The organism is Streptomyces sp. BK340, from assembly GCF_007827595.1.
In the GTDB taxonomy this organism is placed as follows: Bacteria; Actinomycetota; Actinomycetes; order Streptomycetales; family Streptomycetaceae; genus Streptomyces.
The window spans coordinates 1-25,250 of the sequence record NZ_VISR01000054.1 but is presented as its reverse complement, the minus strand read 5'-3'; the positions used below and the strand labels follow the sequence as shown (position 1 = coordinate 25,250).

Genomic DNA, 25,250 nt, shown 5'->3' with positions numbered 1-25,250 from the left:
GGACAGTACAGCGCGAAGACAGCCCAGCAGGGCGTCAGTCAGACCCCGAGCCACGACCGCCGGAACCTGAGTATCAGCATCAATGTCAGTCCCCCATGCCACCATCGCTCCATGGACAAGCCGCTCGATCCGGCGGTGGGTCAGATACCGCCCGGGTGTCTCGCCGTACGCGTCCTTGAAGGCGCGCAGGAAGTGATAGCGCGAGCAGCCGGGTATGAGGGAGGCGCCGCCGGCCGACGTGCTTCGTGCGGTACTCGCTCGGGGTGAGCCCGGTGCGGGCCTTGAAGCGGGCGGAGAAGGTACCGAGGCTGCTGAAGCCGACCAGGGTGCAGATCTCGGTCACGGTGAGGTTGGCCCTACGCCATGCTCTGGGCCGGCGGCTTCAACACCGCAACTTCGAAGAAGCGCGCCGAGCCCGCCCCTGCCTACGGTGACGAGCAGGAACAGCAGCCTGCCGGCAGGAGAGCGGAGCCATGATCAAGGGCCTGGGCATCACCACCGTATGGACCTTCGACCAGCAGCGCACGAAGGCCTTCTTCACCGAGAAGCTGGACTTCGAGGTGTGCAGCGACCTCGCCGTGGGCGACATGCGCTGGGTCACCGTCGGCGCCAAGGACCAGCCCGGTGTGGAGCTGGCCCTGATGAGCCTGGACGGCCCCGGCCTCGACCCCGAGTCCGCCGAGGCGTTGAAGAAGCTGGTGGCCAAGGGGGTGCTGGGGGCCGGGGCGTTCCGCACGGACGACTGCCGCGGGGACTACGAGCGGTTCAGGGCGCGGGGAGTGGAGTTCGTCCAGGAGCCGAAGGAACGGGCGTACGGCATCGAGGCGATCTTCCGGGACGACAACGGCAACTGGCACTCGCTGACCGAGCGCAGCGAGGAACTCGACTTCTCGAAGGACTTCGGCTGACCGGCGGACGGGGAGGCAACCGCATGCACGAGCAGACGGTCGCGGCGGACCACACGGCCGTGCGGGTCGCCCTGTGGCGGGCCCTGCACGTCCAGGCCGATCCGCCACCGCATGTGATCGACGACGAGATCGGACTGCGGCTGGCAGCCCCGGACGAGGACTGGCGCGGCCGTCCCGACATGGACGTCCGGGCCACGCGGCGCACCCGCGCCTCCATCGCGGCCCGGGCCGTCGCGGGGGAACCCGGGTCCGTGCTCAGCCGCCGGTGCCCCCGGACCGCGGCAGCACCGGGTAGCTGCCCGTGTTCGTGGGCGCGTGTTCCGGGAGCCAGAGGACGGCCACCGCGCCCTCGGCCGGAAGGTGCTCGGGGGTGCCGACGGGGCGCACGTTGCGGAAGGTCAGACGGGCGCCCAGCACCCGGGCCTGGCCGGCCGCGATGGTCAGGCCCAGGCCGTGACCCTGGCCCGCGCGGTCCGCGCTGCCGGTGCGGAAGCGGCTCGGGCCCTCGGCGAGCAGCGCCTCCGGGAAGCCGGGGCCGTGGTCGCGGACCCGGATGACCCGGCCCTCGACGGTCACCTCGATCGGCGGCTTGCCGTGCCGGGCTGCGTTGGCGAGCAGGTTGAACAACACCCGCTCCAGGCGGCGCGGGTCGGTGGTGACCTCCGACTCGTGCACCACCCGTACGGCGATGGCCGGGTCCTTGGCCGCCACGCGCCGGGCCACGAACTCGCCCAGCACGATGTCCTGCAGCTCCGCCCGCTCGGAGGCACTGTCGAGGCGGGCCACCTCCAGGACGTCCTCGACGAGGGTGCGCATCGCCTTCGCGCGGTCCAGGACCAGTTCGGTGGGGCGGCCGGGCGGCAGGAGCTCGGCGGCGGTGAGCAGGCCGGTCACCGGCGTGCGCAGCTCGTGCGCGATGTCGGCGGTCACCCGCCGCTCGGCCTCCAGACGCTGCCGCAGCGCGTCCGCCATCGCGTCCACCGCGCGCGCGAGATCGTCGGTCTCGTCCCGCACGACCCCGCCGATGGCCTCCCGCACCCGCACGTCGGTCTCACCGTTGGCGACCTGGCCCGCCGCGGCCGCCGCCTTGCGCAGCCGCCGCGACAGCTGCCCGCCGATCAGCACGCCGAGCGCGCTGCCGCCGAGCACGACGGCGATGGACCCGATGACCAGGGCCTGGTCGAGGTCCTTCATCACGTCGGTGGAGCGGTCCGGGAAACGGCTGTGCAGGGACAGCACGTGCCCGTCCTTGGCCGGTACGGCCGCCCAGATGTCCGGCACGCCGCCGCGGTGGTCGCTGACGTAGCTGGCCCGGCGGCCCTCCTCGACCTTCTCGCGCAGCACGTGCGGCAGTTCGGGGTCGTCGATCTTGATGTTGGGGAAAATGACCCGCCCGGACCGCTCGTAGTTTCCCTGGGCGACCTGGACGCGCTCGTTGGCCAGGTCGCGCGCGTTGTCCAGCATCGAGACCCGGGCGGCGTTGTGCACGACCAGGCTGAGCGCTATGGCCACCAGCCCGGCGACCAGGGCGATCGCCGCGCTGAGCTTCCATCTGAGCCCGGTCCGCAGACCCGCGCGCTCCGCCCACCCCACCGGACGCCTGATGATCCCCCGCATGCCCGCCCCGCTCAGGCCTTCAACTTGTAGCCGAAGCCGCGGACCGTCTCGATCCGGTCCTGGCCGATCTTCTGCCGCAGCCGCTGCACATGGACGTCGACGACCCGGGTGTCCCCGCCCCAGCCGTAGTCCCACACCCGCTCCAGCAGCTTGTCGCGGGAGAGCACGGTGCCGGGAGCGGTGGAGAACTCCAGCAGCAGCCGCATCTCGGTCGGGGTGAGCGCCACCGGCTGCCCGGCCCGGCGCACCTCCATGCCCTCGGTGTCGATCTCCACGTCACCGAAGGTCAGCGGGCCGCCGTTCACGTGCGCCGGACTCTCCTCGGCGTGCGCGGCACCGGCGTGGCCGAAGCGGCGCAGCACCGCCCGGATCCGGGCGACCAGGACGGCACCGTCGAACGGCTTCGTCACGTAGTCGTCGGCGCCCGCCTCCAGACCGAGGACGACGTCGATGGAGTCGGCCCGTGCGGAGAGCATGATCACCGGCACGGTCGACTCGTCCCGGATACGACGGCACAGACTGACGCCGTCCAGGCCCGGGACCATCACGTCCAGCAGCGCGATGTCGGGGCGGTTCGCCCGGAACGCCTCCAGGCCGGACAGCCCGTCGGGCATGGCGGTCACCGCGAAGCCGTCCCGCTCCAGGGCGAGCTGGGTGGCCTCGCGGATGACGTCGTCGTCCTCGACGAACAGGACGTGGGTCTGGTCTGCCATCCCGGTGCTCTCAGTTCTGGGTGATGTGGTCGGTGCTGTCGGTCAGGTGCCCGGAACGGGCGAGGGGGCCTCGGTCTCGGTGGAGCCGGTGCCGTAGTCGTTGTGGACGGCCCGCCCCTGGACGAACCGCCCGTTCCGCCAGGTGTAGGGGATCACATCCTCACTGGACGGGCTGGAGATCGGGTCGCCCTTCTTGTACACCTGCTTGGTCACCGTCAGGACGCCCTGTTCGATGTCCGCGACGACCGGGGACTCCTCGTTCTGGAAGACGTTCCTGAACGTGCCGCCCTCGTCCCGGTACACATACGAGCCGAGGCCGATCCAGTCGTCGCAGGTGAGCACGTTGACGACGACATCGTCCACCGAGCCGCCGGTCAGCGCGCCGTAGGAGACGTCGACCGGGTAGTCGTCGCCGTTGCACGGCTTCAGGTCACGCTTGACGGCCGACGAGACCGCGGGGTCCTCCTTGAGCAGGGCCACGGCGTCCACGCGCCGGTACGTCTCGGAGGGACTGGGCTGCGGGGAGGCGACCGCGCCGGCCACCGCGGAGGCGTGCGCCGGGCCCTCGTCCCGTGCGCCCGTGCCCCCGGTGCCGCACGCCGCGACGAAAAGGGCGAGGGCGGCGAGCGCGGCCGCAGCCGCGATCACCGCCTGTGTACTGCCTCGGGCCTCGCTGGGCCCGGCCCCGGTCAGGCCGCGCAACGCTCCCGCTCCTCACGCTCCAGCGCGCGTGCGTCCAGATCGCGGGCCTCCAGCTCCTCGCGGAGCCGGGCGAGCGCCCGGTGCAGCGTGCTCTTGACCGTACCGGCCGACATGCCGAGGGCCGCGGCCGTCTCCTCAGTGGACATCTGCTCCCAGTGTCGCAGCACCACGACGCTGCGCTGCTTCGGAGCGAGAACCTTCATGATGTCCATCAGCAGGGCCCGGTCGGCGTGCTGCTCGGTGGAGTCGTCCACGGAGGCGTCCGGCAGCTGCTCGGTCGGGACCTCCTCCAGCTTGCGCGCCCGCCACCACTCGGTGCGGGTGTTGATCATCACCCGGCGCAGATAGGCGTCCGCGAGCCGCTTGTCGGCGATGCCCTCCCAGCGGCCGTACGTCCGCACCAGCGCGGTCTGCAGCAGGTCCTGGGCGTCGACCGGGTCCGGTACCAGCCGGCGGGCGCTGCGCAGCAGCGCGTCCTGTCGCGTGCGGACGTACTCCTCGAACTCGAGCACCTCACCCTGCGCCATGATCAACCGCCTCCGTTCCCCGTGTCTCCGGCTCCCCGCCGGAAGTCCCTCTGTCCCGCTGGCCCGTGGTCTGCCGGGCACGAGAAGAAAGCTACGGAGCTCTTGTCACGGGGCTGTGCGGACCAGCCTGCGGCTAGCAATCGGCTGTCCGTCGGTTGTGTAACGGAAGTAGGTTCGGGGTAGGACTGCTGTCCCTTAAGCGCACCTACGAGGCGATTTGCGGGGTGGGAGGGGCTGTAACACAGGTCCGTACGCCGTGACTTGGCTGTGCGTCAGGTCAGCGGCAGCCGGTACAGACTGCCGGGCAGCGGCTCCACCAGACCGTCCGTGACGAGCCCGTCGAGCGCGCGGGCGCGCTGCACCGGCTCGTGCCACACCCGGTCCAGCGCCGCCTGCGGCACCGGCGCGTGCGCCTCGCGCAGGACGGCGAGCAGCTTGCCGCGCACCTGCCGGTCCGTGCCGGCGTACGTCTGCCCGCGGCGCGGCGGACCCTCGTGCTCCGGCTTGCCCGCCAGCCGCCAGGCGCACTGCGCGGCGATCGGGCAGCGGTGGCAGCCCTCGTTCTTCGCCGTGCACACCAGCGCACCCAGCTCCATGGACGCGGCGGCCCAGCGGGCGGCGGTCCTCTCGTCCTGCGGCAGCAGCTCGCGGGCCAGCCTGCGCTCGGCGGCCGTGGTGGCGTTCGGCGGGTACTGAACCCCGGTCACCGCCCGGGCGAAGACCCGGCGCACGTTCGTGTCCAGCACCGGGTGGCGCTGCCCGTACGCGAAGGAGGCCACCGCGGCGGCCGTGTACTCGCCGATGCCGGGCAGTGCCAGCAGCTGGGTGTGGTCCGTCGGCACGTCCCCGCCGTGCCGCTCCGTTATGGCGACCGCGGCGCCGTGCAGCCGCAGGGCGCGGCGCGGGTAGCCGAGCCGGCCCCAGGCGCGCACCGCCTCTCCGGGAGCCTCCTCGGCGAGGTCGGCGGGGCGCGGCCAGCGGGCGAGCCACTGCTCGTAGACGGGCAGGACCCGGCTGACCGGGGTCTGCTGCAGCATGAACTCGCTGACCATCACGCCCCAGGGGCCCGCCTCCGGGCGGCGCCAGGGGAGGTCGCGGGCGTGGGTGTCGAACCAGGCGATCACGGGGGCGTGGAGCTTCTCAGTCATGGCCTTCCGATCCTGCCACGGGTCGGGCGGGCCGCGTCGGCGACAGCGCGGTTGCGGAGCGTCGCTTCTGGTCGCGGTGCGTGAAGGACCCTTTCTCCTGCGGCAGTTGCCGGGATGATGATCCGGAAAAGTTGGAGTCGAGGCGGCGGGTGGCGCAAGCATGCGCGCCGATCTCTCGTAAAGTTTGCGCCGTGGGATCTCTGCGCAATCCGGTCGGGCCGCTTCCCTCCTCCATCTACTGGCGACGGAGGGTCGTCATGGTGTCGGTGGTCGCCGTGTTGGCGCTGCTGGTCACCTGGATCGTCACGGCCGGTGGCGGGGGCGGCAAGAAGAACACCGACGCGTCCAACGGCAAGAACCCCGTGTCCACGATCACGCCGGGGCCCTCCTCGTCCGAGTCCGCGATCAGCCAACACCCGGGTGGGCGAGACGAGTCGAGCGGCGGCGCGGACGCCGGCGGGACCGGGTCGGACGGCAAGGGCGACTCCGGCTCGGCGGGGTCCGGCGGCGGCTCGGGCAGTGGCTCGGGCGGTGGCTCGGGTTCGGGCTCCGGTGGAGGCGATGTCGGTACGGGCGACGCGCTCCCGGCGTCCTCCTCGCTGCCCAAGTGCACGGCCGGGGCGGTCACGTTGAGCCTGCGCAGCCGGCACAACTCGTACTCACCGGACCAGGTGCCGTCGTTCGAACTCGTCGCGAAGAACGCGTCGTCCAGTGACTGCAAGGTCGATCTCGGGCCGAAGAGCGCGGTGTTGACGATCACCACTGCCGACAGCAGTGACCCCTACTGGTCCTCGGGCGACTGCCCGAAGGGTGCGGCGAGCCTGGTGTTCCGGGTGCCCGCGGGGCAGAGCATCACCTACACCGTGCAGTGGGACCGCAAGCCGAGCGCCCCCCGGTGCGCGACGCCTCCGGCGGGCTCCGCCAAGCCCGGGACCTACCTGCTGGAGGCCAAGGCTCCGGGGTTCACCAAGTCCCAGGCGTCGTTCGTACTGTCGGCTGACTAGCCTTCGCCGGCTGCGGTTGTCTGCGGCTGACTCGTCAGGGGCGCGGGGAACTGCGCGACCGACCCCCACGCACCCGCAGCTGCGACGGACCCGGTAGTACCCGAATCAGACGTACCGCTCCAGGATCGACGACTCGGCCAGGCGGGACAGGCCTTCGCGCACGCTGCGGGCCCGGGCCTCGCCGACACCGTCCACCGCCTGAAGGTCGTCCACGCTCGCGGCAAGCAGCTTCTGCAGGCCGCCGAAGTGTTCCACCAGGCGGTCGATGATCGCCCCCGGCAACCTCGGCACCTTCGCCAGCAGGCGGAAGCCCCGCGGGGACACCGCCGAGTCGAGGGTCTCGGGGGAACCGGTGTAGCCCAGCGCACGCGCCACCGTGCCCATCTCCAGCAGTTCCGCATGGGAGAGCGCGTCCAGCTCGGACAGCGCCTCGTCGACCGTGCGGGAGCGCTTCGCCGTGGGCTCGGGGACGTAGTCCCGGACGACCAGCTCGCGGTCGGGCTCCACTCCGGCGATCAACTCCTCCAGCTGAAGCGCCAGAAGCCGGCCGTCGGTGCCCAGTTCGACCACGTATTCGGCGATTTCGGTGGCAATGCGCCGGACCATCTCAAGACGCTGGGCGACCGCCGACACGTCCCGGACCGTCACCAGGTCCTCGATCTCCAGCGCCGACAGCGTGCCCGCGACCTCGTCCAGCCGGAGCTTGTACCGCTCCAGGGTGGCCAGCGCCTGGTTCGCGCGGGACAGGATCGCCGCCGAGTCCTCCAGCACGCGCCGCTGCCCGTCGACGTACAGCGCGATCAGCCGCATGGACTGGGAGACGGAGACCACAGGGAAGCCGACCTGCTTCGAGACCCGGTCCGCCGTGCGGTGCCGGGTGCCCGTCTCCTCCGTCGGGATCGTCGGGTCCGGCACCAGCTGTACGCCGGCCCGCAGGATCTTCGAAAGGTCGGAGGAGACCACGATGCCGCCGTCGAGCTTGCACAGCTCCCGCAGGCGCGTGGCCGTGAACTCGACGTCCAGGACGAACCCGCCCGTGCACATCGGCTCGACGGTCTTGTCGGAGCCGAGCACGATGAGCCCGCCGGTGTTGCCGCGGAGAACCCGCTCGAGGCCGTCACGCAGGGCCGTGCCCGGAGCCACCGCGCTCAGTGCGGCGCGCATCAGGCCCTCGGCACCGGAACTCCCACCGGACTTTCCGGGAGCTGCCGCCCGGTCGTTGGCTGCCACTGCACTCCTCCGGTCGCAGGTTCTGAGGTGCTCCCGTTTCGCGCACTCGGTTCGTACGGACGGGCGAGACCTGGGCAAAGTCTACCGGCGGTCCTCCGCCTCCCGTGGGGCCTCTCGGGGACGGGAGCGCGGCAGGACCCGGAGCGCGTCCCCCATGTCGGCGACTTCCAGGACCTTCATCCCGGGCGGGACCTTGCCCGGATCGCCCGGGACGAGCGCGTGCGTGAAGCCCAGCCGGTGCGCCTCGGCGAGCCTGCGCTGCACGCCCGTGACCCGTCTCACCTCGCCTGCCAGGCCGACCTCGCCGATCGCGACGAGGTTCTTGGGCAGCGGGGTGTCGCTGGCGGCCGAGGCGAGCGCCAGGGCGATCGCGAGGTCGGCGGCCGGCTCCGACAGCTTCACGCCGCCCACCGTCGCCGAGTAGATGTCCCGCTTGCCGAGTGCGCTGATCCGGCCCCGCTGCTCCAGCACCGCGAGCATCATCGACACCCGGGAGGTCTCCAGACCCGAGGTGGTCCGGCGCGGGGAGGGGATCTGGGAGTCCACGGTCAGCGCCTGCACCTCCGCCACCAGCGGGCGCCGGCCCTCCAGGGTGACCGTCAGGCAGGTGCCGGGGACCGGTTCGTCACGACGGGTCAGGAAGAGCCCGCTGGGGTCCGCGAGGCCCGTGATGCCCTCGTCGTGCAGTTCGAAGCAGCCGACCTCGTCGGTGGCGCCGTAGCGGTTCTTCACGCCCCGCACCAGGCGCAGGCGCGCGTGCCGGTCGCCCTCGAAGTGCAGGACGACGTCGACCAGGTGCTCCAGCAGCCGGGGGCCGGCGATCGCGCCGTCCTTGGTGACGTGCCCCACCAGCAGCGTGGACATGCCGCGCTCCTTGGAGGCGCGGATCAGGGCGCCGGCCACCTCGCGGACCTGGGCCATGCCGCCGGGTGCGCCGTCGATCTCCGGGGAGGCGACCGTCTGCACCGAGTCGAGGATCAGCAGGGACGGCTTCACCGCGTCCAAGTGGCCGAGGACGGCGGCCAGGTCGGTCTCGGCGGCGAGATACAGGTGGTCGTCGAGGGCGCCGATGCGGTCTGCGCGCATCCGGACCTGGCTCGCGGACTCCTCACCGGTCACATAGAGGGTGCGGTGCTCGTCGCTCGCCGACTTGGCGGCCACGTCCAGCAGCAGGGTGGACTTGCCGACGCCCGGCTCGCCCGCGAGCAGCACGACCGCGCCGGGCACGAGACCGCCGCCGAGCACCCGGTCCAGCTCCGGGACGCCGGACGAGCGGGCGGTGGCCTGGCGGCCGTCGACCTGGCCGATGGGCACCGCGGAGCTGGTGACCCGGCCCGGAGCAGTCGTACGGACCGCGGGCGCGCCGTACTCCTCGACCGTGCCCCAGGCCTGGCACTCGGGGCAGCGGCCGAGCCACTTGGCCGTCTGCCAGCCGCACTCGGTGCAGCGGTAGGACGGTCGGTCCTTGGTGGTCTTGGTACGGGCAGCCATGCGGAAACCGTAGCCCGCGGTACTGACAGCGCCCGCTCGGGGCGCATGTGGGTGGATCGGTATTGGCCAATGCTCGTCGGGTTCGAGCCACGGAATAAAGGGTTCCTGTCCCCTTATGAGGGATCGTTTCACCCGTACGGATTAAAAGTGCTCAAGGTGCAAGAAGGTGCACTCCACGGCCGCCTACGGTCGCACAGGTGATGAGCAGCAGTCCTCAGACCACGACCCGCACCACCGGCGCGCATCGAGCGCACCGAGAGGCGCGCGACCGAGCCGCCGCGCGCACCCTCGCCCAGCGGCCGCCGGCGCGCTACGAGCCGTACCTGGACGGTCTGTTCACCTACTGCCTGTCGGTGCTGTGCGACCACGACGCGGCCACCGCCGCGCTCGGGGACGTCCTGGTACTGGCCGAGCGGCGCGGGCAGCGTGTCCCGGAGGCCCCCGCCGACCGAAGGGCCTGGCTGTACGCGCTGGCCCGCTGGGCGTGCCTGCGGGGGCTCGCCGAGGCCAAGCAGAAACGTCAGGCCACCCACGCGGCGGGGCGGCCCGCGGCCACGAAACAGGTACCCGATCCGCCCGTCGCCCCGGAGGTCCAGGAGCAGCGGCGCCGCGAACTGGCCCTGCTCGCGTGGCCGGAGGCGGCAGGCACCACCCCCGAGCAGCGCGAGGCCCTGGAACTGGCCGTCCGCCACCACCTCGCCGCCCCCGAGGTCGCCGCCGTCCTCGGCATGGAGACCGCCGCCGCGCGCGAGCTGCTCGCCTCCGCCGCCTGCGAGGTCGAGCGCACCCGCGCCGCGCTCGCCGTGGTCGAGACCGGCGGGTGTCCGAGCGTGGCCCATCTGACCGGGGACAGTCAGCTGGTCCTCAGCACGGCCCTGCGCCGCGAGCTGGTCCGGCACGTCGACGACTGCCCGCGCTGCCGCCGTACCGCCGAGCGCGCGGTGCCCGGCCACTGGCCCGGCGCCACGGTCACCCCGGCCGAGCTGCCCGTCCTCGAGGCGCCCCGCGCGGCCCTGCACGTCGTCCTCGCGCACCAGCCACGCGCGAGGCGCGCGGCCGTGCCCCGCTTCGACCGGCGCGGTTTCCCGATGGACCCCAAGGACCGCGCGGCCCGTCGTGACCGCCTGCGCGCGCGTGCCGTCACCACGACCGTCGTCGCCACCGTCGTCGCGGCCCCCGTGCTCGCCCTGTGGGCCGCCCACCGGGGCAGCCCGGACGCCGAGGACGGCCGCTCGGCCACCGCGCACGAGGCGCAGGGGCCCGACGCGCTCGGCAGCGACACCGCCGGCGGCTACGAGAACGCCGGAAACGCCAGCGTGAAGCCCGGCGGCTCCGGCAAGGGCGGCAAGTCGGACGTCTCCGTGGAGGTCATCAGCGTCTCGGGAGGAGACAAGAAGGGTGCGGGCCGGCTCGCGGTCAGCGCCGCCAACGACGGCGACACCACGCTGATCACCCTCACCGCCTCGGGTTCCGACCCGGTCCGCTGGTCCGCCGCCACCTCGGCGGCCTGGCTCTACCTCAGCCAGTCCACGGGAACCCTCGCCCCCGGCGAGACGCTGACGATCAAGGTGTACGTCGACCATCTGCGCGAGCCCTCCGGCCACTGGCACGCACAGGTGGCGGTCTCACCGGCCGGCGCGGTGGTCACCATCGACGGCTACGGCACCGCCCCGACCCGCCCGGCGACCCCGCCCCCGAGCCCCGGCACCCCGGACCCGAGCCCGTCGTCCTCATCCCCGACGGACCCGCCGTCCAGCCAGTCCCCGACCCCGCCCGACCCGAGCCCCAGCACCACGGCCCCCACCCCGTCCGACCCGCCGAGCCCGTCACCGTCCCCGAGCGACGACGGAACTCCGAGCCCGTCGGACAGCTAGAGCGGCGGCAGTCCTACGCCGGATCCGCCGGGTGGGGTGCCACCAGGGGCAGCTGCGAGGCCAGCCGCTGTTCGCACAGCTCGACCAGGCGGTCGTAGCCGGCCTTGCCCATCAGCTCGGTCAGTTCGGCGCGGTAGGACACGTACACGGGCTCGCCCGCGCCGTGTGCCGAGGTCGCCGACGTGCACCACCAGTGCAGGTCATGGCCGCCCGGGCCCCAGCCCCGGCGGTCGTACTCGCCGATGGAGACCTGCAGGACGCGGGTGTCGTCGGGGCGGTCGATCCAGTCGTAGGTGCGCCGGATCGGCAGCTGCCAGCACACGTCCGGCTTGGTCTCCAGCGGTTCCCGGCCCTCCTTCAGGGCCAGGATGTGCAGCGAGCAGCCCGCGCCGCCGGCGAACCCGGGGCGGTTCTGGAAGATGCACGAGCCCTGGAAGGGCCGGGTCTGGCGCGATCCGTCCTCGTCCTCGGAGATCCAGCCGCCCCGCACACCCTCGTCGTGGTGCTGCCAGATCTCCGGGGTGAGCCTCGCCACGTGCTCGGCGACACGCTTCTCGTCGTCCTCGTCGGAGAAGTGGGCCCCCAGCGAGCAGCATCCGTCGTCCGCTCGGCCCGCCTGGATGCCCTGGCAGCCGCTGCCGAAGATGCAGTTCCAGCGCGAGGTCAGCCAGGTCAGATCGCAGCGGAAGATCTGCTCGTCGTCCGCCGGATCCGGGAACTCCACCCAGGCTCGCGCGAAGTCGAGACCCTTCTCGTCGCTCACCTTCGGGCTTTTCCCGGACGCCGACGCCTTCACCTGCGAAGGATCCTTCGATCCCTTGGAGGATTTGGGCGCCTTGCCCGACTTGGCACCCTTGGTGCTCTTGTCGGAGTTAGCCTTTTTCGTCTTTGGCACCTGTCCAGGGTAAGTGGCCCGGGGCCGCTTCGGGGACCGAGGAGAGCGGTTCTGGCAGTAGCGTTCCGTACATGAGACTCGGTGTCCTGGACGTGGGTTCGAACACGGTGCATCTGCTGGTGGTGGACGCTCACCCCGGCGCGCGCCCGTTGCCCGCGCATTCGCACAAGGCCGAACTTCGGCTCGCCCAGCTGCTCGACGACAGCGGTGCCATAGGTGATGACGGTGTCGAGAAGCTGATCGCGGTCGTACGGGACGCACTCCAGGCCGCCGAGGACAAGGGTGTGGAGGACCTGCTGCCGTTCGCGACCTCCGCGGTGCGGGAAGCCACCAACGCCGACGAGGTCCTCGCGCGCGTGGAGGCCGAGACCGGCGTACGGCTCCAGGTCCTCACCGGCGCGGAGGAGGCCCGGCTCACCTTCCTCGCCGTCCGCCGCTGGTACGGCTGGTCCGCCGGAAAGCTCCTGGTCCTGGACATCGGCGGCGGCTCGCTGGAGATCGCCATCGGCATCGACGAGGAGCCGGACGCCGCCGTCTCCCTCCCGCTCGGCGCCGGCCGCCTCACCGCCGGCTGGCTGCCCGGCGACCCGCCCGACGCCGAGGACGTCCGCTCCCTGCGCCGCCACGTCCGCGCGCAGATCGCCCGGACCGTCGGCGAGTTCCACCGCTTCGGCCCCCCCGACCACGTGGTCGCCACCTCCAAGACCTTCAAGCAGCTGGCCCGCATCGCCGGAGCCGCCCGCAGCGCCGAGGGCCTCTACATCCAGCGCGACCTCAAGCGGGAGTCGCTGGAGGCCTGGGTCCCCCGCCTGGCCGGCATGTCCGCGCAACAGCGCGCCGAACTCCCCGGAGTCTCCGAGGGCCGAGCCGGCCAGCTGCTGGCGGGGGCACTGGTGGCCGAGGGCGCGATGGATCTCTTCGGGGTGGAGAGCCTGGAGGTCTGCCCGTGGGCCCTGCGCGAGGGCGTGATCCTGCGGCGCCTCGACCACATGGGTTCGGCTTGACTGCGTGAAGGGGTGCGGGCCGTGTCGATGAGCGGCTGAGCGGCGTCGGCGCGGGCGGCCACAGCGCTCCCGCCCCCGCCCGAATGGCGAACGTCACAACGGCGAACAGGCACCCCACCCCCGCGCCACTCGACCCCGTAAGGTGACGGACGTGGCCGAACCAAGGGACGTGTCCGTCGCGCTGTCGACAGCCTCCGTCTACCCTGAGTCGACGGCGACGGCCTTCGAGATCGCCGCGCGCCTCGGGTACGACGGCGTCGAGGTCATGGTCTGGACCGACCCGGTCAGCCAGGACATCGAGGCCCTGCGCCGCCTGTCCGACTACCACGGCATTCCGATCCTGGCCGTGCACGCCCCCTGCCTGCTGATCACCCAGCGGGTCTGGTCCACGGACCCCTGGGTCAAGCTCCAGCGGGCACGGGCGGCCGCGGAGAAGCTCGGCGCCTCCACCGTCGTCGTGCACCCGCCCTTCCGCTGGCAGCGGCAGTACGCCCGCGACTTCGTCTCCGGGATCTGGCGGATGGCGCACGAGACCGACGTACGGTTCGCCGTCGAGAACATGTACCCGTGGCGCTACCGCGACCGCGAGATGCTGGCCTACGCGCCCGAGTGGGACGTCACCAAGGACGACTACCGGCACTTCACGATCGACCTCAGCCACGCGGCGACGGCCCGCACGGACGCGCTGGCCATGCTCGACCGCATGGGCGAGCGCCTCGGCCACGTCCACCTCGCCGACGGCCGGGGCTCGGCCAAGGACGAGCACCTGGTCCCGGGCCGTGGCACCCAGCCCTGCGCCGAACTGCTGGAGCGCCTCGCGCGCACCGGCTACGACGGCCATGTCGTCATCGAGGTCAACACCCGCCGGGCGATGTCCAACGCCGAGCGCGAGGCCGACCTCGCCGAGGCCCTGGACTTCACCCGCAAGCACCTGGCCGCCGCCGTGAAGGTGCCCCGGCGATGACCGGGGCGACCGCACGCCGAAGGGGACGGCCGCCGCGCGCCGAGTCCGGCGACACCCGCGACCGGATCCTCGGCGCGGCCCGCGAGGAGTTCTCCGAACGCGGGTACGAGAAGGCGTCCGTACGCGGTATCGCCAAGGCCGCCGGGGTCGACCCCGCGCTGGTCCACCACTACTTCGGCACCAAGGAACAGGTCTTCGAGGCGGCCATCGAGGTTGCCTTCGCCCCCGCGCTCAACGCGCCGAACGCGGTGGCCGACGGCCCACTGGAAGGGGTGGGGGAGCGGCTGACCCGCTTCGTCTTCGGCGTCTGGGAGAACCCCACGACCCGTACACCCCTCCTCGCGATCCTCCGGTCCGCCGTGAACAACGAGACCGCCGCCGCCGTCTTCCGCCGCCTCGTCGCCGCCCAGCTGCTGCGCCGCATCGCAGCCCAGGTGGACCTGCCGGACGCGGAGCTGCGGGCCGAGCTCGCGGCCGCGCAGCTGGTGGGTACGGCGATGATGCGCTACGTGATCAAGCTGGAGCCGCTGGCCTCGGCGGACCTGGAGCAGATCATCGCGCGGGTGGCGCCGGTGGTGCAGGGACATCTGACTCAGCCCTGAGGGTGACGAGGTCCGGAAGCCGGCACGGTCCTGACGTCGGCGTTCGTGAAACAGCCGTCCCGCATTCCGGACAGCCTTGTCCAGCCCTTGGAGGGGCGGCGTACGCTCGTAGGGAGTTTCAGAATTCTCTCTGATCGCAGTCTCTGAAGGAGCGAGCGACGATGCCCGAGCTGAGGTCCCGCACAGTCACCCACGGCCGCAACATGGCGGGCGCCCGCGCCCTTATGCGCGCCTCCGGTGTACCCGGTGCGGACATCGGCCGGAAGCCGATCATCGCCGTCGCCAACTCCTTCACGGAGTTCGTCCCGGGCCACACCCACCTGCAGCCGGTCGGCCGGATCGTCAGCGAGGCGATCAAGGAGGCCGGGGGCATCCCGCGCGAGTTCAACACGATCGCGGTCGACGACGGCATCGCCATGGGCCACGGCGGCATGCTGTACTCCCTGCCCTCCCGCGACCTGATCGCGGACTCGGTGGAGTACATGGTCGAGGCCCACTGCGCCGACGCCCTGGTCTGCATCTCCAACTGCGACAAGATCACCCCGGGCATGCTGATGGCCGCCCTGCGTCTGAACATCCCGACGGTCTTCGTCTCCGGCGGCCCGATGGAGTCCGGCCGCGCCACCCTGGTCGACGGCACGGTCCGCACCCTCGACCTGGTCGACGCGATCTCCGACGCCGTCAACGACAAGATCTCCGACGAGGACATCCTCCGGATCGAGGAGAACGCCTGCCCGACCTGCGGCAGCTGTTCCGGCATGTTCACCGCCAACTCGATGAACTGCCTGACCGAGGCCATCGGCCTCTCCCTCCCCGGCAACGGCTCGGTCCTCGCCACCCACACGGCCCGCCGCCGGCTCTACGAGGACGCGGCCCGCACAGTCATGGACCTCACCCGCCGCTACTACGAGCAGGACGACGACACGGTCCTCCCGCTCAACATCGCCACGTTCGCCGCCTTCGAGAACGCCATGGCCCTGGACATCGCGATGGGCGGCTCCACCAACACGATCCTGCACCTGCTGGCCGCCGCCCAGGAGGCGGGCGTCCCGTTCGGCCTGGAGCAGATCGACGCCGTCTCCCGCCGCGTCCCCTGCCTGGCCAAGGTCGCGCCCAACGTCGCGAAGAACCGCACGTACTACATGGAGGACGTGCACCGTGCCGGCGGCATCCCCGCCCTCCTCGGCGAGCTGCACCGCGCGGGCCTGCTGAACGAGGACGTCCACGCGGTCCACAGCCCCTCCCTGGCCGACTGGATGAAGACCTGGGACGTCCGCGGCGGCTCCCCGTCCCCCGAGGCCGTGGAACTGTGGCACGCGGCCCCCGGCTGCGTCCGCTCCGCCGAGGCGTTCTCGCAGTCCGAGCGCTGGGAGGCCCTGGACGACGACGCCGAGAACGGCTGCATCCGCTCCGCCGAGCACGCGTACTCCAGGGACGGCGGCCTGGCGGTCCTCAAGGGCAACCTGGCGGTCGACGGCTGCGTCGTGAAGACCGCCGGCGTGGACGAGTCCATCTGGACCTTCGAGGGCCCGGCCGTGGTCTGCGAGTCCCAGGAGGAGGCCGTCCAGCGCATCCTCACCCAGGAGGTCAAGGAGGGCGACGTCGTCGTCATCCGCTACGAGGGCCCCAAGGGCGGCCCCGGCATGCAGGAGATGCTCTACCCGACCTCGTACCTGAAGGGCCGTGGCCTGGGCAAGAGCTGCGCCCTGATCACCGACGGCCGCTTCTCCGGCGGCACGTCCGGCCTCTCCATCGGCCACGCGTCCCCCGAGGCGGCCTCCGGCGGCACGATCGCCCTGGTCCGGGACGGCGACCGCATCCGCATCGACATCCCGAACCGCACGATCGAGCTGCTGGTCGACGAGGCGGAGCTGACGCGACGCGAGCAGGCCCTCGGCGGCGTCTACGCCCCCACGAACCGCGAGCGCAAGGTCTCGGCCGCGCTGCGCGCCTACGCCGCGATGGCCACCAGCGCGGACAAGGGCGCGGTGCGGGACGTGAGCAAGCTCGGCTGACCGTTCACGGAAAGGGGCCGCCTCCCGGAAGGGTGCGGCCCCTTTCGCATGTCACCAGGCCGAGGGATCGCGTGCGTCGAGGGCGAAGACGGTGCCGTCGGGGGCGGTGGCGCACACGCGACGGCCGACGACGACCGGCGCGGGCGGCGCTCCCGTGACCCGGGCCGAGTGGCTGCCGAGGCGGGCCTCGGTCTGCCCGACGAGCCTCCCCCCGGCCGCGTCGACAGCGAGGAGCCGCCCGTCACCCGCGCTGAAGTACACCCGCGCGCCGTCGGTGACCGGTGCCGATCCCCGGGTCACGGAGGTCTCCAGCCGCCACAGCTGCTTTCGCGCGTCCAGGTCGGCGGCGACCAGGGAACCACCGGCGGCCAGGAGGTAGACGAGGGGCCCTCGTACGGTCGCCTGAGCGTCGTCGAGCGCGACGGGCAACCTCACCCGGCTCGTCCGCCTGGAGGCGGCCGTGTAGCGGACGACCTCCTTGGTCTGTCCGTAGACGCTGTCGACGGACAGGAAGAACACCGAGCCGTCCCGGGCGCCGAACGGCCGCAGAGCCCCGGCGAGCCGGACGTCCCACCGTACGTGCCCCGTGCGCGGATCCACCGCGGTCACCTGCGTGCTCGAGCCGTCGCCGGAGGTACGGGTCGCGTAGACCGAGGAGTCCCCCGGGAACGAGACGAAAGCCGGTGCGCCCTGACCGGGGAACCCGCGCTGCCACTGGGCCTCACCGGTCGCCGCGTCCACCCCGGTGACCGTCCCGTCGGCGCGCGTGAGCAGGGCCATGCCGCCCGCGTAACGGATCGTCGTGTCCGGGGGAAGGCTCCGCTCCCAGACCTGTTTGCCCGAGGCGGGGGCGAGAGCCGCCAGACGTGACCCGCCGTTCGTATAGGGCTGCACGAGACCGGCGGAGACCACCGGCGGTTCGCTGGTGGTCTGTGTGGCGACGGAGTGCCGCCACAACCGGGTGCCGTCGGCGGGGGACACGGCGAACACCGCGCCGGGCTGGGCACAGAACAACTTCCCGGCCCCGTAGGAGCAATGCGGCATGCCCTTGTCCGCCCCGACCGGTTCGGCGGTCCAGCCGGCGGAGGCCGTCGACACCGTCCGGGGACTCCCGTGCCGCGGTGTGTGCCGACTGCTCTCGAACAGCCGTACCGAGACCAGGGAGCCGAGCAGGGCAAGGCCGAGCGCCGCGGCGCCCAGGACCGCCACCCGCCTCCCTGGGAGACGGCGTCTCGCGGACCGCTCCGCGGGCTGTCCCACGGCCTGCCCGGCACCGGCCTCCGGCTCCCGGTCGTCCTCACTCGTCCGCTGCGCCGGTATGAACGCCTGCGTGTCGTACGAGGCGGCCACCGACCGCAGCTCCCGCATCAGCTCGTCGGGAGTCGGCCGGTCGTCGGGTTCCTTGGCGAGACAGCGAAGGATCAGCGGCGCCAGGCTCTCCGGCACCCCGGTCAGATCGGGGTCGTCGTGCACCACCTGGTAGGCGACCACGTACGGGCTGTCGGAGTCGAACGGTCCCCTCCCGGTCGCCGCGTGCACCAGCACCGACCCGAGGGCGAAGATGTCCGCCGCCGGTCCCACCTCCCGCGGCCGCCGGAACTGCTCGGGCGCCATGAACGGCGGTGTACCGATCAACTTCCCGGTCTCGGTCCGCAGTTCACTGTCCTTGGGCCGGGAGATGCCGAAGTCGATGACCTTCGGGCCGTCCTCGGCGAGCAGCACGTTGCTGGGTTTCAGATCCCGGTGCACGACCCCCACCCGGTGGATGTCGCGCAACGCCTCGGCGAGCCCGGCCATGAGCCGGCGCAGCTGTGCCGCGGGCATCGGACCGTTCCGCTTCACATGTTCGGAGAGGGTCGGACCGGGAATGAACAGCGTGGCCATCCAGGGCCGTTCGGCCTCCGGGTCGGCGTCCACGACAGGCGCCGTGAAGGCACCGCTCACCCTCCGAGCGGCGGCCACCTCCTGGCGGAAACGCCCCCTGAACTCACGATCCCGGGCGAACTCGGCGTGCACGACCTTCACCGCGAGCTTCAGCCCCGAGGTGCTCCGGGCCAGATGCACCACGCCCATGCCACCGGAGCCCAGACACGACTCCAGGTGATACTGACCGGCGTATTCGGGAAGTTCCGCTTCCGCGCCCGCTCCGGTGTTGCGCTGTGGCGTCATGGACCACCCCCGTGCTGTTCGTCCGCGCGCGCGACGCACGGAGCCTAGTCGATGACTCGTACGAGACAGAGGCGGCTTGCTAGCGTCTGCATGCGAGTTGCGCACGGGTGTTTCGCAATTCGCTTCAAGGGAATCAACGTGACCCCATGACAGTCATGGGGAAAATGGGGGGAGGCACTCGATGTCTGTCGAGCGCGTCGAAGAAGAGGACAACAGCCCGGCCGCGGCCGCGGTCGCGACGGAGTCCCTGCGCTACTACTCGGTCGCCCCGGGCGTACGCCTGAACGTCCGCAGCGGGCCCGGCACCAGCTACAACCTCGTCCGCGTCCTGCCCGAGGGCGCCAAGGTCCACATCTACTGCCAGTCGCCGGGCACCGCCATCTCCGGCCCCTACGGCACCTCGAACATCTGGGACAACATCGGCAACGGTGAGTACGTCTCGGACTCCTTCGTCCAGACCGGAAGCGACGGCTACGTCGCCGCTCGCTGCGGCTGACCCTGCTCAGAGCCCGCCTGCGCCCGGAGCCATAATCGTCCTGTGAGCGACGAGAACGGCACTCCGGACACCTCGGCGGGCTCCCCGGGCGGCACGGCCCAGGGCGGCCCCCGCCCCGAGCCCCTCCGCTTCTTCGGCACCTCCTGGGTGAACCACGACAACGGGTACGCCGCCCGCCGAGCCGGCGTGGCCGTCGGCTCCGTCGCCGCGGCCGCCCTCTCCTGTCTGATCCTGAACTTCGCCTACGAGGGCATCCGGATCGCCGACACCGGGGCCTTCGTGACCGTGCTGGTCGTCGCCATGTTCGCGATCTGCAGCGCGCTCGCCTTCCGCAACACCTGGGAAGGGTTCGGCCGGCGCCACGATCCCCAGCGCCAGGCCCAGCTGCGCGGGCTGCTCGCCATCGGCTTCGTCGGCTCCCTGCTCGCCTACTTCTTCCGCTCCCTCACCGAGGCCCCGGGCGAGAAGCTGCACCGCGAGGAGTACGAGAAGGCCCGTGAGGAATACGAGCGCCTGTCCTCCCGGCGCACGGGCAATCCGTCGAAGAAGAAGCGGCGCCGGTAAGCCGCAACGGGCGCAGGTGAGACGTAAAGACGTAAAGCTGGTAAGCCGTAATCCTGTGAGCCGGAAAGCGGTGTGTCCGCACAGGGCGGTGAGCCGACACACAGCGGTGTTCCTGGCCGAAACGCGCTGCTCCCGCCCACAAACCCGCTGTTGCCTCCCACCCCGCCTCGCGCACGATGGCGGCATGACCACGACCTCAGCCACCCCGGAACCGGCCGCCCCGTCCCCCGCCCTGCGCGCCCACTCCTTCAACGCCGCCGCCGCCCAGTACGCCGCGAACCGCCCCTCCTACCCGCCTGCCCTCTTCGACACCGTCGAGGAACTGGCCGGCCGGCCGCTGTCCGGTGCCCGGGTCGTGGACGTCGGTGCCGGGACCGGGATCGCGACCGCCCTGCTGGAGGCCCGAGGCGCCGACGTCCTCGCGGTCGAACCCGGTGAGGGCATGGCCGCCGAGTTCCGCCGCGTCCTGCCGCACATCCCGATCGTGCGGGGCAACGGCAACGCCCTCCCGGTCGCCGACGCCCACGCCGACTTCCTCACCTACGCCCAGGCCTGGCACTGGACCGACACCGCGCACTCGGTGCCGGAGGCGCTGCGCGTACTGCGGCCGGGGGGCGCGCTGGCGCTGTGGTGGAACACCGACGCCCTCGACATCGAGTGGATCGCCGAGGCCGCCGACCGCACCGGCCGGTTCTTCGGGGTGGACATCGCCGCCGAGAAACGCCAGGCCGGAGACCGCACCGAGCTCGCCGACCCCAGTGGCCGCCTCCGGTTCACCCGCCGCGAGGTCCGCTGGAGCCGCCGTGTCCCGATCGACACCCACCTCGCCAACATCGGCAGCCACTCGGCCTTCCTCGTCACCGCCGAGGAGCGCAGGAACGCGTTCCTGGAGGAAGAGCGCGGCCATCTGCTGAAGGTCTTCCCGGACGGCATCGTCGAGGAGACGTACGACGTGCTTGTGCTCGTCGCGACCAAGCCCTGATCCGACACCTCGTCAACCTCCCCGGCGGCAGCGGCGGCCCGGTTCCTTCCCGGGCCGCCGCTTTCGTGTGCGGCACACCTACTTCCTCCCCTTGACGGCACCGGCCGCCGGGAAGATTATTCATCACATGATGAATTACGCGCCCGATCCACCCCACCCCATCGCACCGGACGCCGTCCACGCCGACGACCTCACCGTCGTACGCGGCCCCCGCACCGTCCTCCACCACCTCCACTTCACCGTCCCGCGCGGCCAGATCACCGGTCTGCTCGGCCCCTCCGGATGCGGCAAGTCCACCCTGATGCGCTCCATCGTCGGCACGCAGGCCAAGGTCACCGGCACCCTCGACGTCCTCGGCCACCCCGCCGGCCACCCCACCCTGCGCAGCCGCATCGGCTATGTCACCCAGGCCCCCTCCGTCTACGACGACCTGACCATCCGCCAGAACCTCGACTACTTCGCCGCGATCCTCGAGCCCGGCCGCGCCCCCGCCGACCGCCGCCAGGACGTCGCACGCGTCCTCGCCGACGTCGACCTCACCAGCCACGCCGACGCCCTCGCCGGCAACCTCTCCGGCGGCCAGCGCAGCCGCGTCTCCCTCGCCGTCGCCCTCCTCGGCACGCCCGAACTCCTCGTCCTCGACGAACCGACGGTCGGGCTCGACCCGGTCCTGCGCCGAGACCTCTGGAACCTCTTCCACGACCTCGCCGCCCGGGGCGCCACGCTCCTCGTCTCCTCCCACGTCATGGACGAGGCCGAGCGCTGCCACCGCCTGCTCCTCATGCGCGAAGGCCGGATTTTCGTCGACGACACCCCCGACGCCCTGCGCACCCGTACCGGCACCGACACCGTCGAGGCCGCCTTCCTCCGCCTCGTCGACGAAGCAGACCGAGCAGACGACGCCGACGCCGCGGACCGCACCAAGGAGACGACCCGATGAGCACGACCACACCGGCAGCGCCCGCCGCTCCTGCCGCACCCACCGGCGCCCTGAACGCCGCCCGCACCATGGCCACCGCGGCCCGCGTCCTGCGTCAACTCCGCCACGACCCGCGGACCATCGCGCTGCTGATCCTCGTCCCCTGCCTGATGCTGATCCTGCTGCGCTACGTCTTCGACGCCAGCCCGCGCACCTTCGACAACATCGGCGCCTCCCTGCTCGGCATCTTCCCGCTGATCACGATGTTCCTGGTCACCTCCATCGCCACCCTGCGCGAACGCACCTCGGGCACTCTCGAACGCCTCCTCGCCATGCCCCTCGGCAAGGCCGACCTCATCGCCGGCTACGCCCTCGCCTTCGGCGGCCTCGCCATCGTCCAGTCGGCCCTCGCCACCGGGCTCGCCGTCTGGCTCCTCGGCCTGGACGTCACCGGCTCGGCCTGGCTGCTCCTGCTGGTCGCCCTGCTCGACGCCCTGCTCGGCACGGCCCTCGGCCTCTTCGTCTCGGCCTTCGCGGCCTCGGAATTCCAGGCGGTCCAGTTCATGCCCGCGGTGATCTTCCCTCAGCTCCTCCTCTGCGGCCTCTTCACCGCCCGCTCCAACATGCACCCCGTGCTGGAGGCCATCTCCGACGTCCTCCCGATGTCCTACGCCGTCGACGGCATGAACGAGGTCCTCCACCACACGGACATGACGGCGACATTCGTACGGGACGTCTCGATCGTGGCGGGCTGCGCGGTGCTGGTCCTGACACTCGGGGCAGCGACGCTGCGACGGCGCACGGCATAGCCGCGGACCCACCCGCCGACCGGCATTCCGCCTGCCGGACAACCGGCCCGCACACCCGACCCCGGTGCCAGACTGAACCGCATGAGCCAGAAAGTCGCAGTCCTCGGCACCGGCAAGATCGGCGAAGCCCTGCTCAGCGGGATGATCAGGGCCGGCTGGGCCCCCGCCGACCTCCTGGTCACGGCCCGCCGCCCCGAACGCGCCGAAGAACTCCGCAGCCGCTACGGAGTCACCCCGGTCACCAACCCCGAGGCCGCCAAGACAGCCGACACCCTGATCCTCACGGTCAAGCCGCAGGACATGGGTGCCCTCCTGGACGAACTGGCCCCGCACATCCCCGCCGACCGCCTGGTCATCAGCGGAGCCGCCGGCATCCCCACCTCCTTCTTCGAGGAGCGCCTCGCCGCCGGCACCCCGGTCGTCCGGGTCATGACGAACACCCCCGCCCTCGTCGACGAGGCCATGTCCGTCATCTCCGCCGGCCACCACGCCACCGCCGAACACGTCGCCCACGCCGAGCAGATCTTCGGCGCCGTCGGCAAGACCCTCCGCGTCCCCGAGTCCCAGCAGGACGCCTGCACCGCCCTGTCCGGCTCCGGCCCGGCGTACTTCTTCTACCTGGTCGAAGCCATGACCGATGCCGGCATCCTGCTCGGCCTGCCCCGCGACAAGGCCCACGACCTCATCGTCCAGTCCGCCATCGGCGCCGCCGTGATGCTCCGCGACAGCGGCGAGCACCCCGTCAAGCTCCGCGAGAACGTCACCTCTCCGGCCGGTACGACGATCAACGCCATCCGTGAACTGGAGAACCACGGAGTCCGCGCCGCGCTCATCGCCGCACTCGAGGCCGCCCGCGACCGCAGCCGCGAACTCGCCTCCGGCAAGAAGGACTGACACGCACGACACCGCGAAGGCGGCGGGCCACCCCGCCGCCCCACGGCTAACGAGCGGCGCTCAGCGGGCTCAGCGAAGGCTCCGCCACGGGCGGCAGCAACCCGATGGCCCGGTAGGCGGTATCGACGATCGGCCGGGCCATCGCCCGAGCCTTCTCCGCACCATCCCGCAGCACCCCCTCCAGATAGCCAGGATCCGCGCACAGCTCCCTGTGCCTGGCCTGCACCGGCCTGAGAACCTCCACCACGGCCTCAGCGGTGTCCTTCTTCAACGCACCGTACGAGTCGTAAACGGCCGCCAGTGACTCAGGGTTCCCGCCCGTGCACGCTGCGAGAATCTCCAGCAGATTCGACACCCCCGGCCTGGCCTCCCGGTCGTACTCGACGTCCCGCCCGCTGTCGGTCACGGCCCGCATCACCTTCTTGCGCACCACGTCCGGCTCGTCCAGCAGATAGACGATCCCCGGCCCCGAGTCGTCCGACTTCCCCATCTTCGACGTCGGGTCCTGCAGGTTCATCACCCGCGCGGCCACCTTCGGCGGAGTTGCCCGCGGTACCACGAACGTGTGTCCGTACCGCTGGTTGAACCGCACCGCCAGATCCCGCGTCAGCTCGACGTGCTGCGTCTGGTCGTCACCGACCGGCACCTCGTCCGCCCCGTAGGCCAGGATGTCCGCGGCCATCAGCACCGGATACGTCAGCAGCGACAGCCGCACACTCCCACCGCGCTCGCGCTCCCGCGCGGACTTCTCCTTGTACTGGATCATCCGCCGCATCTCGCCGTCCGTCGCCACGCACTCCAGCACGTACGACAGTCGGGTGTGCTCGTCCACATGGCTCTGCAGGAACACGGTGCACAGCTCGGGGTCGAGCCCGGACGCCAGCAACAGCGTCGCCGCCTGACGACTGAGCCTGCGCACCCGCGCCGGATCGTGGTCCACGGTCAGCGCGTGCAGATCGACGATGCAGAACAGGGAGTCCGCCCGGTGCTGGTCCACCGCGGCCCACTGCCGCATGGCCCCCAGGTAGTTCCCCAGCGTCAGATGTCCGGTCGGCTTGACCCCGCTGAAGACCCGCGTCATCTCTACTCCACCTCCAGGTCGAGACCGCCGTCCCGGCCGGCCGGCCCCCGGAGTCCTGAAGGGAGATACGAGAACGGCCGCCGAGGCGGCGGCCGTTGAATGCATACGTGAGTGCGGCCGCCGGTCAGGCGGCCCACCAGAGCTGGGTACACGTACGCGTCATCACGGCACCCACCGTACGCCCGCGGGGGCCCCGCCCGCAGCGAGTTGACACACCCAGACCGGGGTACGTAATGTTCTCCGGGTTGTCCGACGTGAGCGCCGACTCCGGTCGGTCCCCGGACAGCCATTCCGCAAGTAGCAGCCAGCAATCGGCGACCCGTCGTCGTGCGTTCCGGCGTGCATATTTGCGAAATGAGGAATCCGCGTTCGAAAGGACGCAGCCCCCGATTAGCTCGGGAGCCGGGAATCCGCTAAAGTCTCACTCGTCGGAACGGCCCAACAGCCGCGAAGACAAACCCCGCTGACTGGGGGTCAGACACCGAAAGGATCTGATAGAGTCGGAACCGCCGGAAAGGGAAACGCGAGAGCGAGAACCTGGAAAGCGCCGAGGAAATCGGATCGAGAAAAGATCTGATAGAGTCGGAAACACCGAAGGGAAGCCCGGAGGAAAGCCCGAGAGGGTGAGTACAAAGGAAGCGA

23 protein-coding genes and 2 pseudogenes are annotated in these 25,250 nt (G+C 71.5%); 14 read left to right on the top strand and 11 right to left on the bottom strand.

Annotated elements, in window-relative coordinates:
• Positions 1-361: pseudogene (locus FB157_RS49815) on the bottom strand (helix-turn-helix domain-containing protein); the annotation flags it as partial.
• A 112-nt stretch (positions 362-473) separates the two neighbouring features.
• Between FB157_RS49815 and FB157_RS46345 the strand changes: the two are divergent.
• Together FB157_RS46345 and FB157_RS49310 are read left to right on the top strand one after the other, a co-directional pair.
• Positions 474-908, top strand: a complete 435-nt coding sequence (locus tag FB157_RS46345; protein ID WP_145887761.1) for a VOC family protein — start codon at positions 474-476, stop codon at positions 906-908.
• 23 nt (positions 909-931) lie between these two features.
• Positions 932-1,138, top strand: a pseudogene (locus FB157_RS49310) (class I SAM-dependent methyltransferase); the annotation flags it as partial.
• Between the two features lie 25 nt (positions 1,139-1,163).
• On the opposite strand, the gene cseC reads toward FB157_RS49310, so the two are convergent.
• The 5 genes from cseC to FB157_RS46315 form a co-directional block, all read right to left on the bottom strand.
• Complete coding sequence (gene cseC / locus FB157_RS46335; protein ID WP_145887759.1) at positions 1,164-2,525, bottom strand: two-component system sensor histidine kinase CseC; 1,362 nt, start codon at positions 2,523-2,525, stop codon at positions 1,164-1,166.
• An 11-nt stretch (positions 2,526-2,536) separates the two neighbouring features.
• On the bottom strand, positions 2,537-3,238 hold the full coding sequence (gene cseB / locus FB157_RS46330) for a two-component system response regulator CseB (protein WP_145887758.1): 702 nt from the start codon (positions 3,236-3,238) through the stop codon (positions 2,537-2,539).
• Positions 3,239-3,280: 42 nt separating this feature from the next.
• On the bottom strand, positions 3,281-3,940 hold the full coding sequence (locus FB157_RS46325; RefSeq protein ID WP_261387058.1) for a hypothetical protein: 660 nt from the start codon (positions 3,938-3,940) through the stop codon (positions 3,281-3,283).
• Positions 3,928-4,467, bottom strand: coding sequence for a SigE family RNA polymerase sigma factor (locus FB157_RS46320; protein ID WP_067006350.1), 540 nt, complete (start codon positions 4,465-4,467; stop codon positions 3,928-3,930). The genes FB157_RS46325 and FB157_RS46320 overlap by 13 nt, the downstream gene beginning before the upstream one ends.
• 272 nt (positions 4,468-4,739) lie before the next feature.
• On the bottom strand, positions 4,740-5,615 hold the full coding sequence (locus FB157_RS46315) for an A/G-specific adenine glycosylase (protein ID WP_145887756.1): 876 nt from the start codon (positions 5,613-5,615) through the stop codon (positions 4,740-4,742).
• Between the two features lie 191 nt (positions 5,616-5,806).
• On the opposite strand from FB157_RS46315, the gene FB157_RS46310 reads away from it, so the two are divergent.
• The gene (locus FB157_RS46310) at positions 5,807-6,619 is read left to right on the top strand and encodes a hypothetical protein (protein WP_186582004.1); all 813 of its coding nucleotides are present in this window, start codon (positions 5,807-5,809) and stop codon (positions 6,617-6,619) included.
• A 105-nt stretch (positions 6,620-6,724) separates the two neighbouring features.
• Here the strand turns inward: FB157_RS46310 and disA are convergent, their stop codons facing one another.
• Together disA and radA are read right to left on the bottom strand one after the other, a co-directional pair.
• Positions 6,725-7,849 carry a DNA integrity scanning diadenylate cyclase DisA gene (gene disA / locus FB157_RS46305; RefSeq protein ID WP_145887754.1) on the bottom strand — a complete coding sequence of 375 codons (1,125 nt, stop codon included), beginning with the start codon at positions 7,847-7,849 and terminating at the stop codon, positions 6,725-6,727.
• An 81-nt stretch (positions 7,850-7,930) separates the two neighbouring features.
• A complete protein-coding gene (gene radA, locus FB157_RS46300; RefSeq protein ID WP_145887752.1) occupies positions 7,931-9,340 on the bottom strand; it encodes a DNA repair protein RadA in 1,410 nt (469 codons plus the stop codon).
• Positions 9,341-9,540: 200 nt separating this feature from the next.
• Here radA and FB157_RS46295 point away from each other — a divergent pair, with 200 nt between their 5' ends.
• The gene (locus tag FB157_RS46295) at positions 9,541-11,214 is read left to right on the top strand and encodes a BACON domain-containing protein (RefSeq protein WP_398948078.1); all 1,674 of its coding nucleotides are present in this window, start codon (positions 9,541-9,543) and stop codon (positions 11,212-11,214) included.
• Between the two features lie 13 nt (positions 11,215-11,227).
• Here FB157_RS46295 and FB157_RS46290 read toward each other — a convergent pair whose 3' ends face one another.
• Complete coding sequence (locus FB157_RS46290; RefSeq protein WP_186582003.1) at positions 11,228-12,109, bottom strand: hypothetical protein; 882 nt, start codon at positions 12,107-12,109, stop codon at positions 11,228-11,230.
• A gap of 71 nt (positions 12,110-12,180) precedes the next feature.
• On the opposite strand from FB157_RS46290, the gene FB157_RS46285 reads away from it, so the two are divergent.
• From FB157_RS46285 to ilvD, 4 genes are all read left to right on the top strand, one after another.
• Positions 12,181-13,113 (top strand): Ppx/GppA phosphatase family protein, encoded by a 933-nt coding sequence (locus FB157_RS46285; RefSeq protein ID WP_145887746.1) that lies wholly within the window; start codon positions 12,181-12,183, stop codon positions 13,111-13,113.
• 151 nt (positions 13,114-13,264) lie between these two features.
• The gene (locus FB157_RS46280; RefSeq protein WP_261387057.1) at positions 13,265-14,077 is read left to right on the top strand and encodes a sugar phosphate isomerase/epimerase; all 813 of its coding nucleotides are present in this window, start codon (positions 13,265-13,267) and stop codon (positions 14,075-14,077) included.
• Positions 14,074-14,679, top strand: coding sequence for a TetR/AcrR family transcriptional regulator (locus FB157_RS46275; protein WP_145887744.1), 606 nt, complete (start codon positions 14,074-14,076; stop codon positions 14,677-14,679). The genes FB157_RS46280 and FB157_RS46275 overlap by 4 nt, the downstream gene beginning before the upstream one ends.
• 161 nt (positions 14,680-14,840) lie before the next feature.
• Entirely contained in the window at positions 14,841-16,694 is a 1,854-nt protein-coding gene (ilvD, locus tag FB157_RS46270; protein ID WP_145887742.1) for a dihydroxy-acid dehydratase, read from the top strand.
• A 51-nt stretch (positions 16,695-16,745) separates the two neighbouring features.
• Here the strand turns inward: ilvD and FB157_RS46265 are convergent, their stop codons facing one another.
• On the bottom strand, positions 16,746-18,863 hold the full coding sequence (locus FB157_RS46265) for a serine/threonine-protein kinase (RefSeq protein WP_145887740.1): 2,118 nt from the start codon (positions 18,861-18,863) through the stop codon (positions 16,746-16,748).
• Between the two features lie 181 nt (positions 18,864-19,044).
• Between FB157_RS46265 and FB157_RS46260 the strand changes: the two genes are divergently transcribed.
• From FB157_RS46260 to proC, 6 genes are all read left to right on the top strand, one after another.
• A complete protein-coding gene (locus tag FB157_RS46260; RefSeq protein WP_145887738.1) occupies positions 19,045-19,359 on the top strand; it encodes an SH3 domain-containing protein in 315 nt (104 codons plus the stop codon).
• Between the two features lie 42 nt (positions 19,360-19,401).
• Positions 19,402-19,923, top strand: coding sequence for an EamA/RhaT family transporter (locus FB157_RS46255; RefSeq protein ID WP_145887736.1), 522 nt, complete (start codon positions 19,402-19,404; stop codon positions 19,921-19,923).
• A gap of 184 nt (positions 19,924-20,107) precedes the next feature.
• Positions 20,108-20,905, top strand: a complete 798-nt coding sequence (locus FB157_RS46250; protein WP_145887734.1) for a class I SAM-dependent methyltransferase — start codon at positions 20,108-20,110, stop codon at positions 20,903-20,905.
• Between the two features lie 127 nt (positions 20,906-21,032).
• Positions 21,033-21,845, top strand: a complete 813-nt coding sequence (locus FB157_RS46245; protein ID WP_145887732.1) for an ABC transporter ATP-binding protein — start codon at positions 21,033-21,035, stop codon at positions 21,843-21,845.
• A complete protein-coding gene (locus FB157_RS46240) occupies positions 21,842-22,633 on the top strand; it encodes an ABC transporter permease (protein ID WP_145887728.1) in 792 nt (263 codons plus the stop codon). The genes FB157_RS46245 and FB157_RS46240 overlap by 4 nt, the downstream gene beginning before the upstream one ends.
• Positions 22,634-22,714: 81 nt before the next feature.
• On the top strand, positions 22,715-23,527 hold the full coding sequence (gene proC, locus FB157_RS46235) for a pyrroline-5-carboxylate reductase (RefSeq protein WP_145887726.1): 813 nt from the start codon (positions 22,715-22,717) through the stop codon (positions 23,525-23,527).
• 46 nt (positions 23,528-23,573) lie between these two features.
• On the opposite strand, the gene trpS is transcribed toward proC, so the two are convergent.
• Positions 23,574-24,608 carry a tryptophan--tRNA ligase gene (gene trpS / locus FB157_RS46230; protein ID WP_145887724.1) on the bottom strand — a complete coding sequence of 345 codons (1,035 nt, stop codon included), beginning with the start codon at positions 24,606-24,608 and terminating at the stop codon, positions 23,574-23,576.
• Positions 24,609-25,250: the final 642 nt, after the last annotated feature.

Coding starts and splice junctions, on each gene's coding strand:
- FB157_RS46250 (WP_145887734.1), top strand. CDS start 20,108: ATGACCACGACCTCAGCCACCCCGGAACCGGCCGCCCCGTCCCCCGCC.
- ilvD (WP_145887742.1), top strand. CDS start 14,841: ATGCCCGAGCTGAGGTCCCGCACAGTCACCCACGGCCGCAACATGGCG.
- FB157_RS46260 (WP_145887738.1), top strand. CDS start 19,045: ATGTCTGTCGAGCGCGTCGAAGAAGAGGACAACAGCCCGGCCGCGGCC.
- FB157_RS46285 (WP_145887746.1), top strand. CDS start 12,181: ATGAGACTCGGTGTCCTGGACGTGGGTTCGAACACGGTGCATCTGCTG.
- radA (WP_145887752.1), bottom strand. CDS start 9,340: ATGGCTGCCCGTACCAAGACCACCAAGGACCGACCGTCCTACCGCTGC.
- FB157_RS46245 (WP_145887732.1), top strand. CDS start 21,033: ATGATGAATTACGCGCCCGATCCACCCCACCCCATCGCACCGGACGCC.
- FB157_RS46265 (WP_145887740.1), bottom strand. CDS start 18,863: ATGACGCCACAGCGCAACACCGGAGCGGGCGCGGAAGCGGAACTTCCC.
- FB157_RS46315 (WP_145887756.1), bottom strand. CDS start 5,615: ATGACTGAGAAGCTCCACGCCCCCGTGATCGCCTGGTTCGACACCCAC.
- FB157_RS46320 (WP_067006350.1), bottom strand. CDS start 4,467: ATGGCGCAGGGTGAGGTGCTCGAGTTCGAGGAGTACGTCCGCACGCGA.
- FB157_RS46275 (WP_145887744.1), top strand. CDS start 14,074: ATGACCGGGGCGACCGCACGCCGAAGGGGACGGCCGCCGCGCGCCGAG.
- FB157_RS46240 (WP_145887728.1), top strand. CDS start 21,842: ATGAGCACGACCACACCGGCAGCGCCCGCCGCTCCTGCCGCACCCACC.
- trpS (WP_145887724.1), bottom strand. CDS start 24,608: ATGACGCGGGTCTTCAGCGGGGTCAAGCCGACCGGACATCTGACGCTG.
- cseB (WP_145887758.1), bottom strand. CDS start 3,238: ATGGCAGACCAGACCCACGTCCTGTTCGTCGAGGACGACGACGTCATC.
- cseC (WP_145887759.1), bottom strand. CDS start 2,525: ATGCGGGGGATCATCAGGCGTCCGGTGGGGTGGGCGGAGCGCGCGGGT.
- proC (WP_145887726.1), top strand. CDS start 22,715: ATGAGCCAGAAAGTCGCAGTCCTCGGCACCGGCAAGATCGGCGAAGCC.
- FB157_RS46345 (WP_145887761.1), top strand. CDS start 474: ATGATCAAGGGCCTGGGCATCACCACCGTATGGACCTTCGACCAGCAG.
- FB157_RS46295 (WP_398948078.1), top strand. CDS start 9,541: ATGAGCAGCAGTCCTCAGACCACGACCCGCACCACCGGCGCGCATCGA.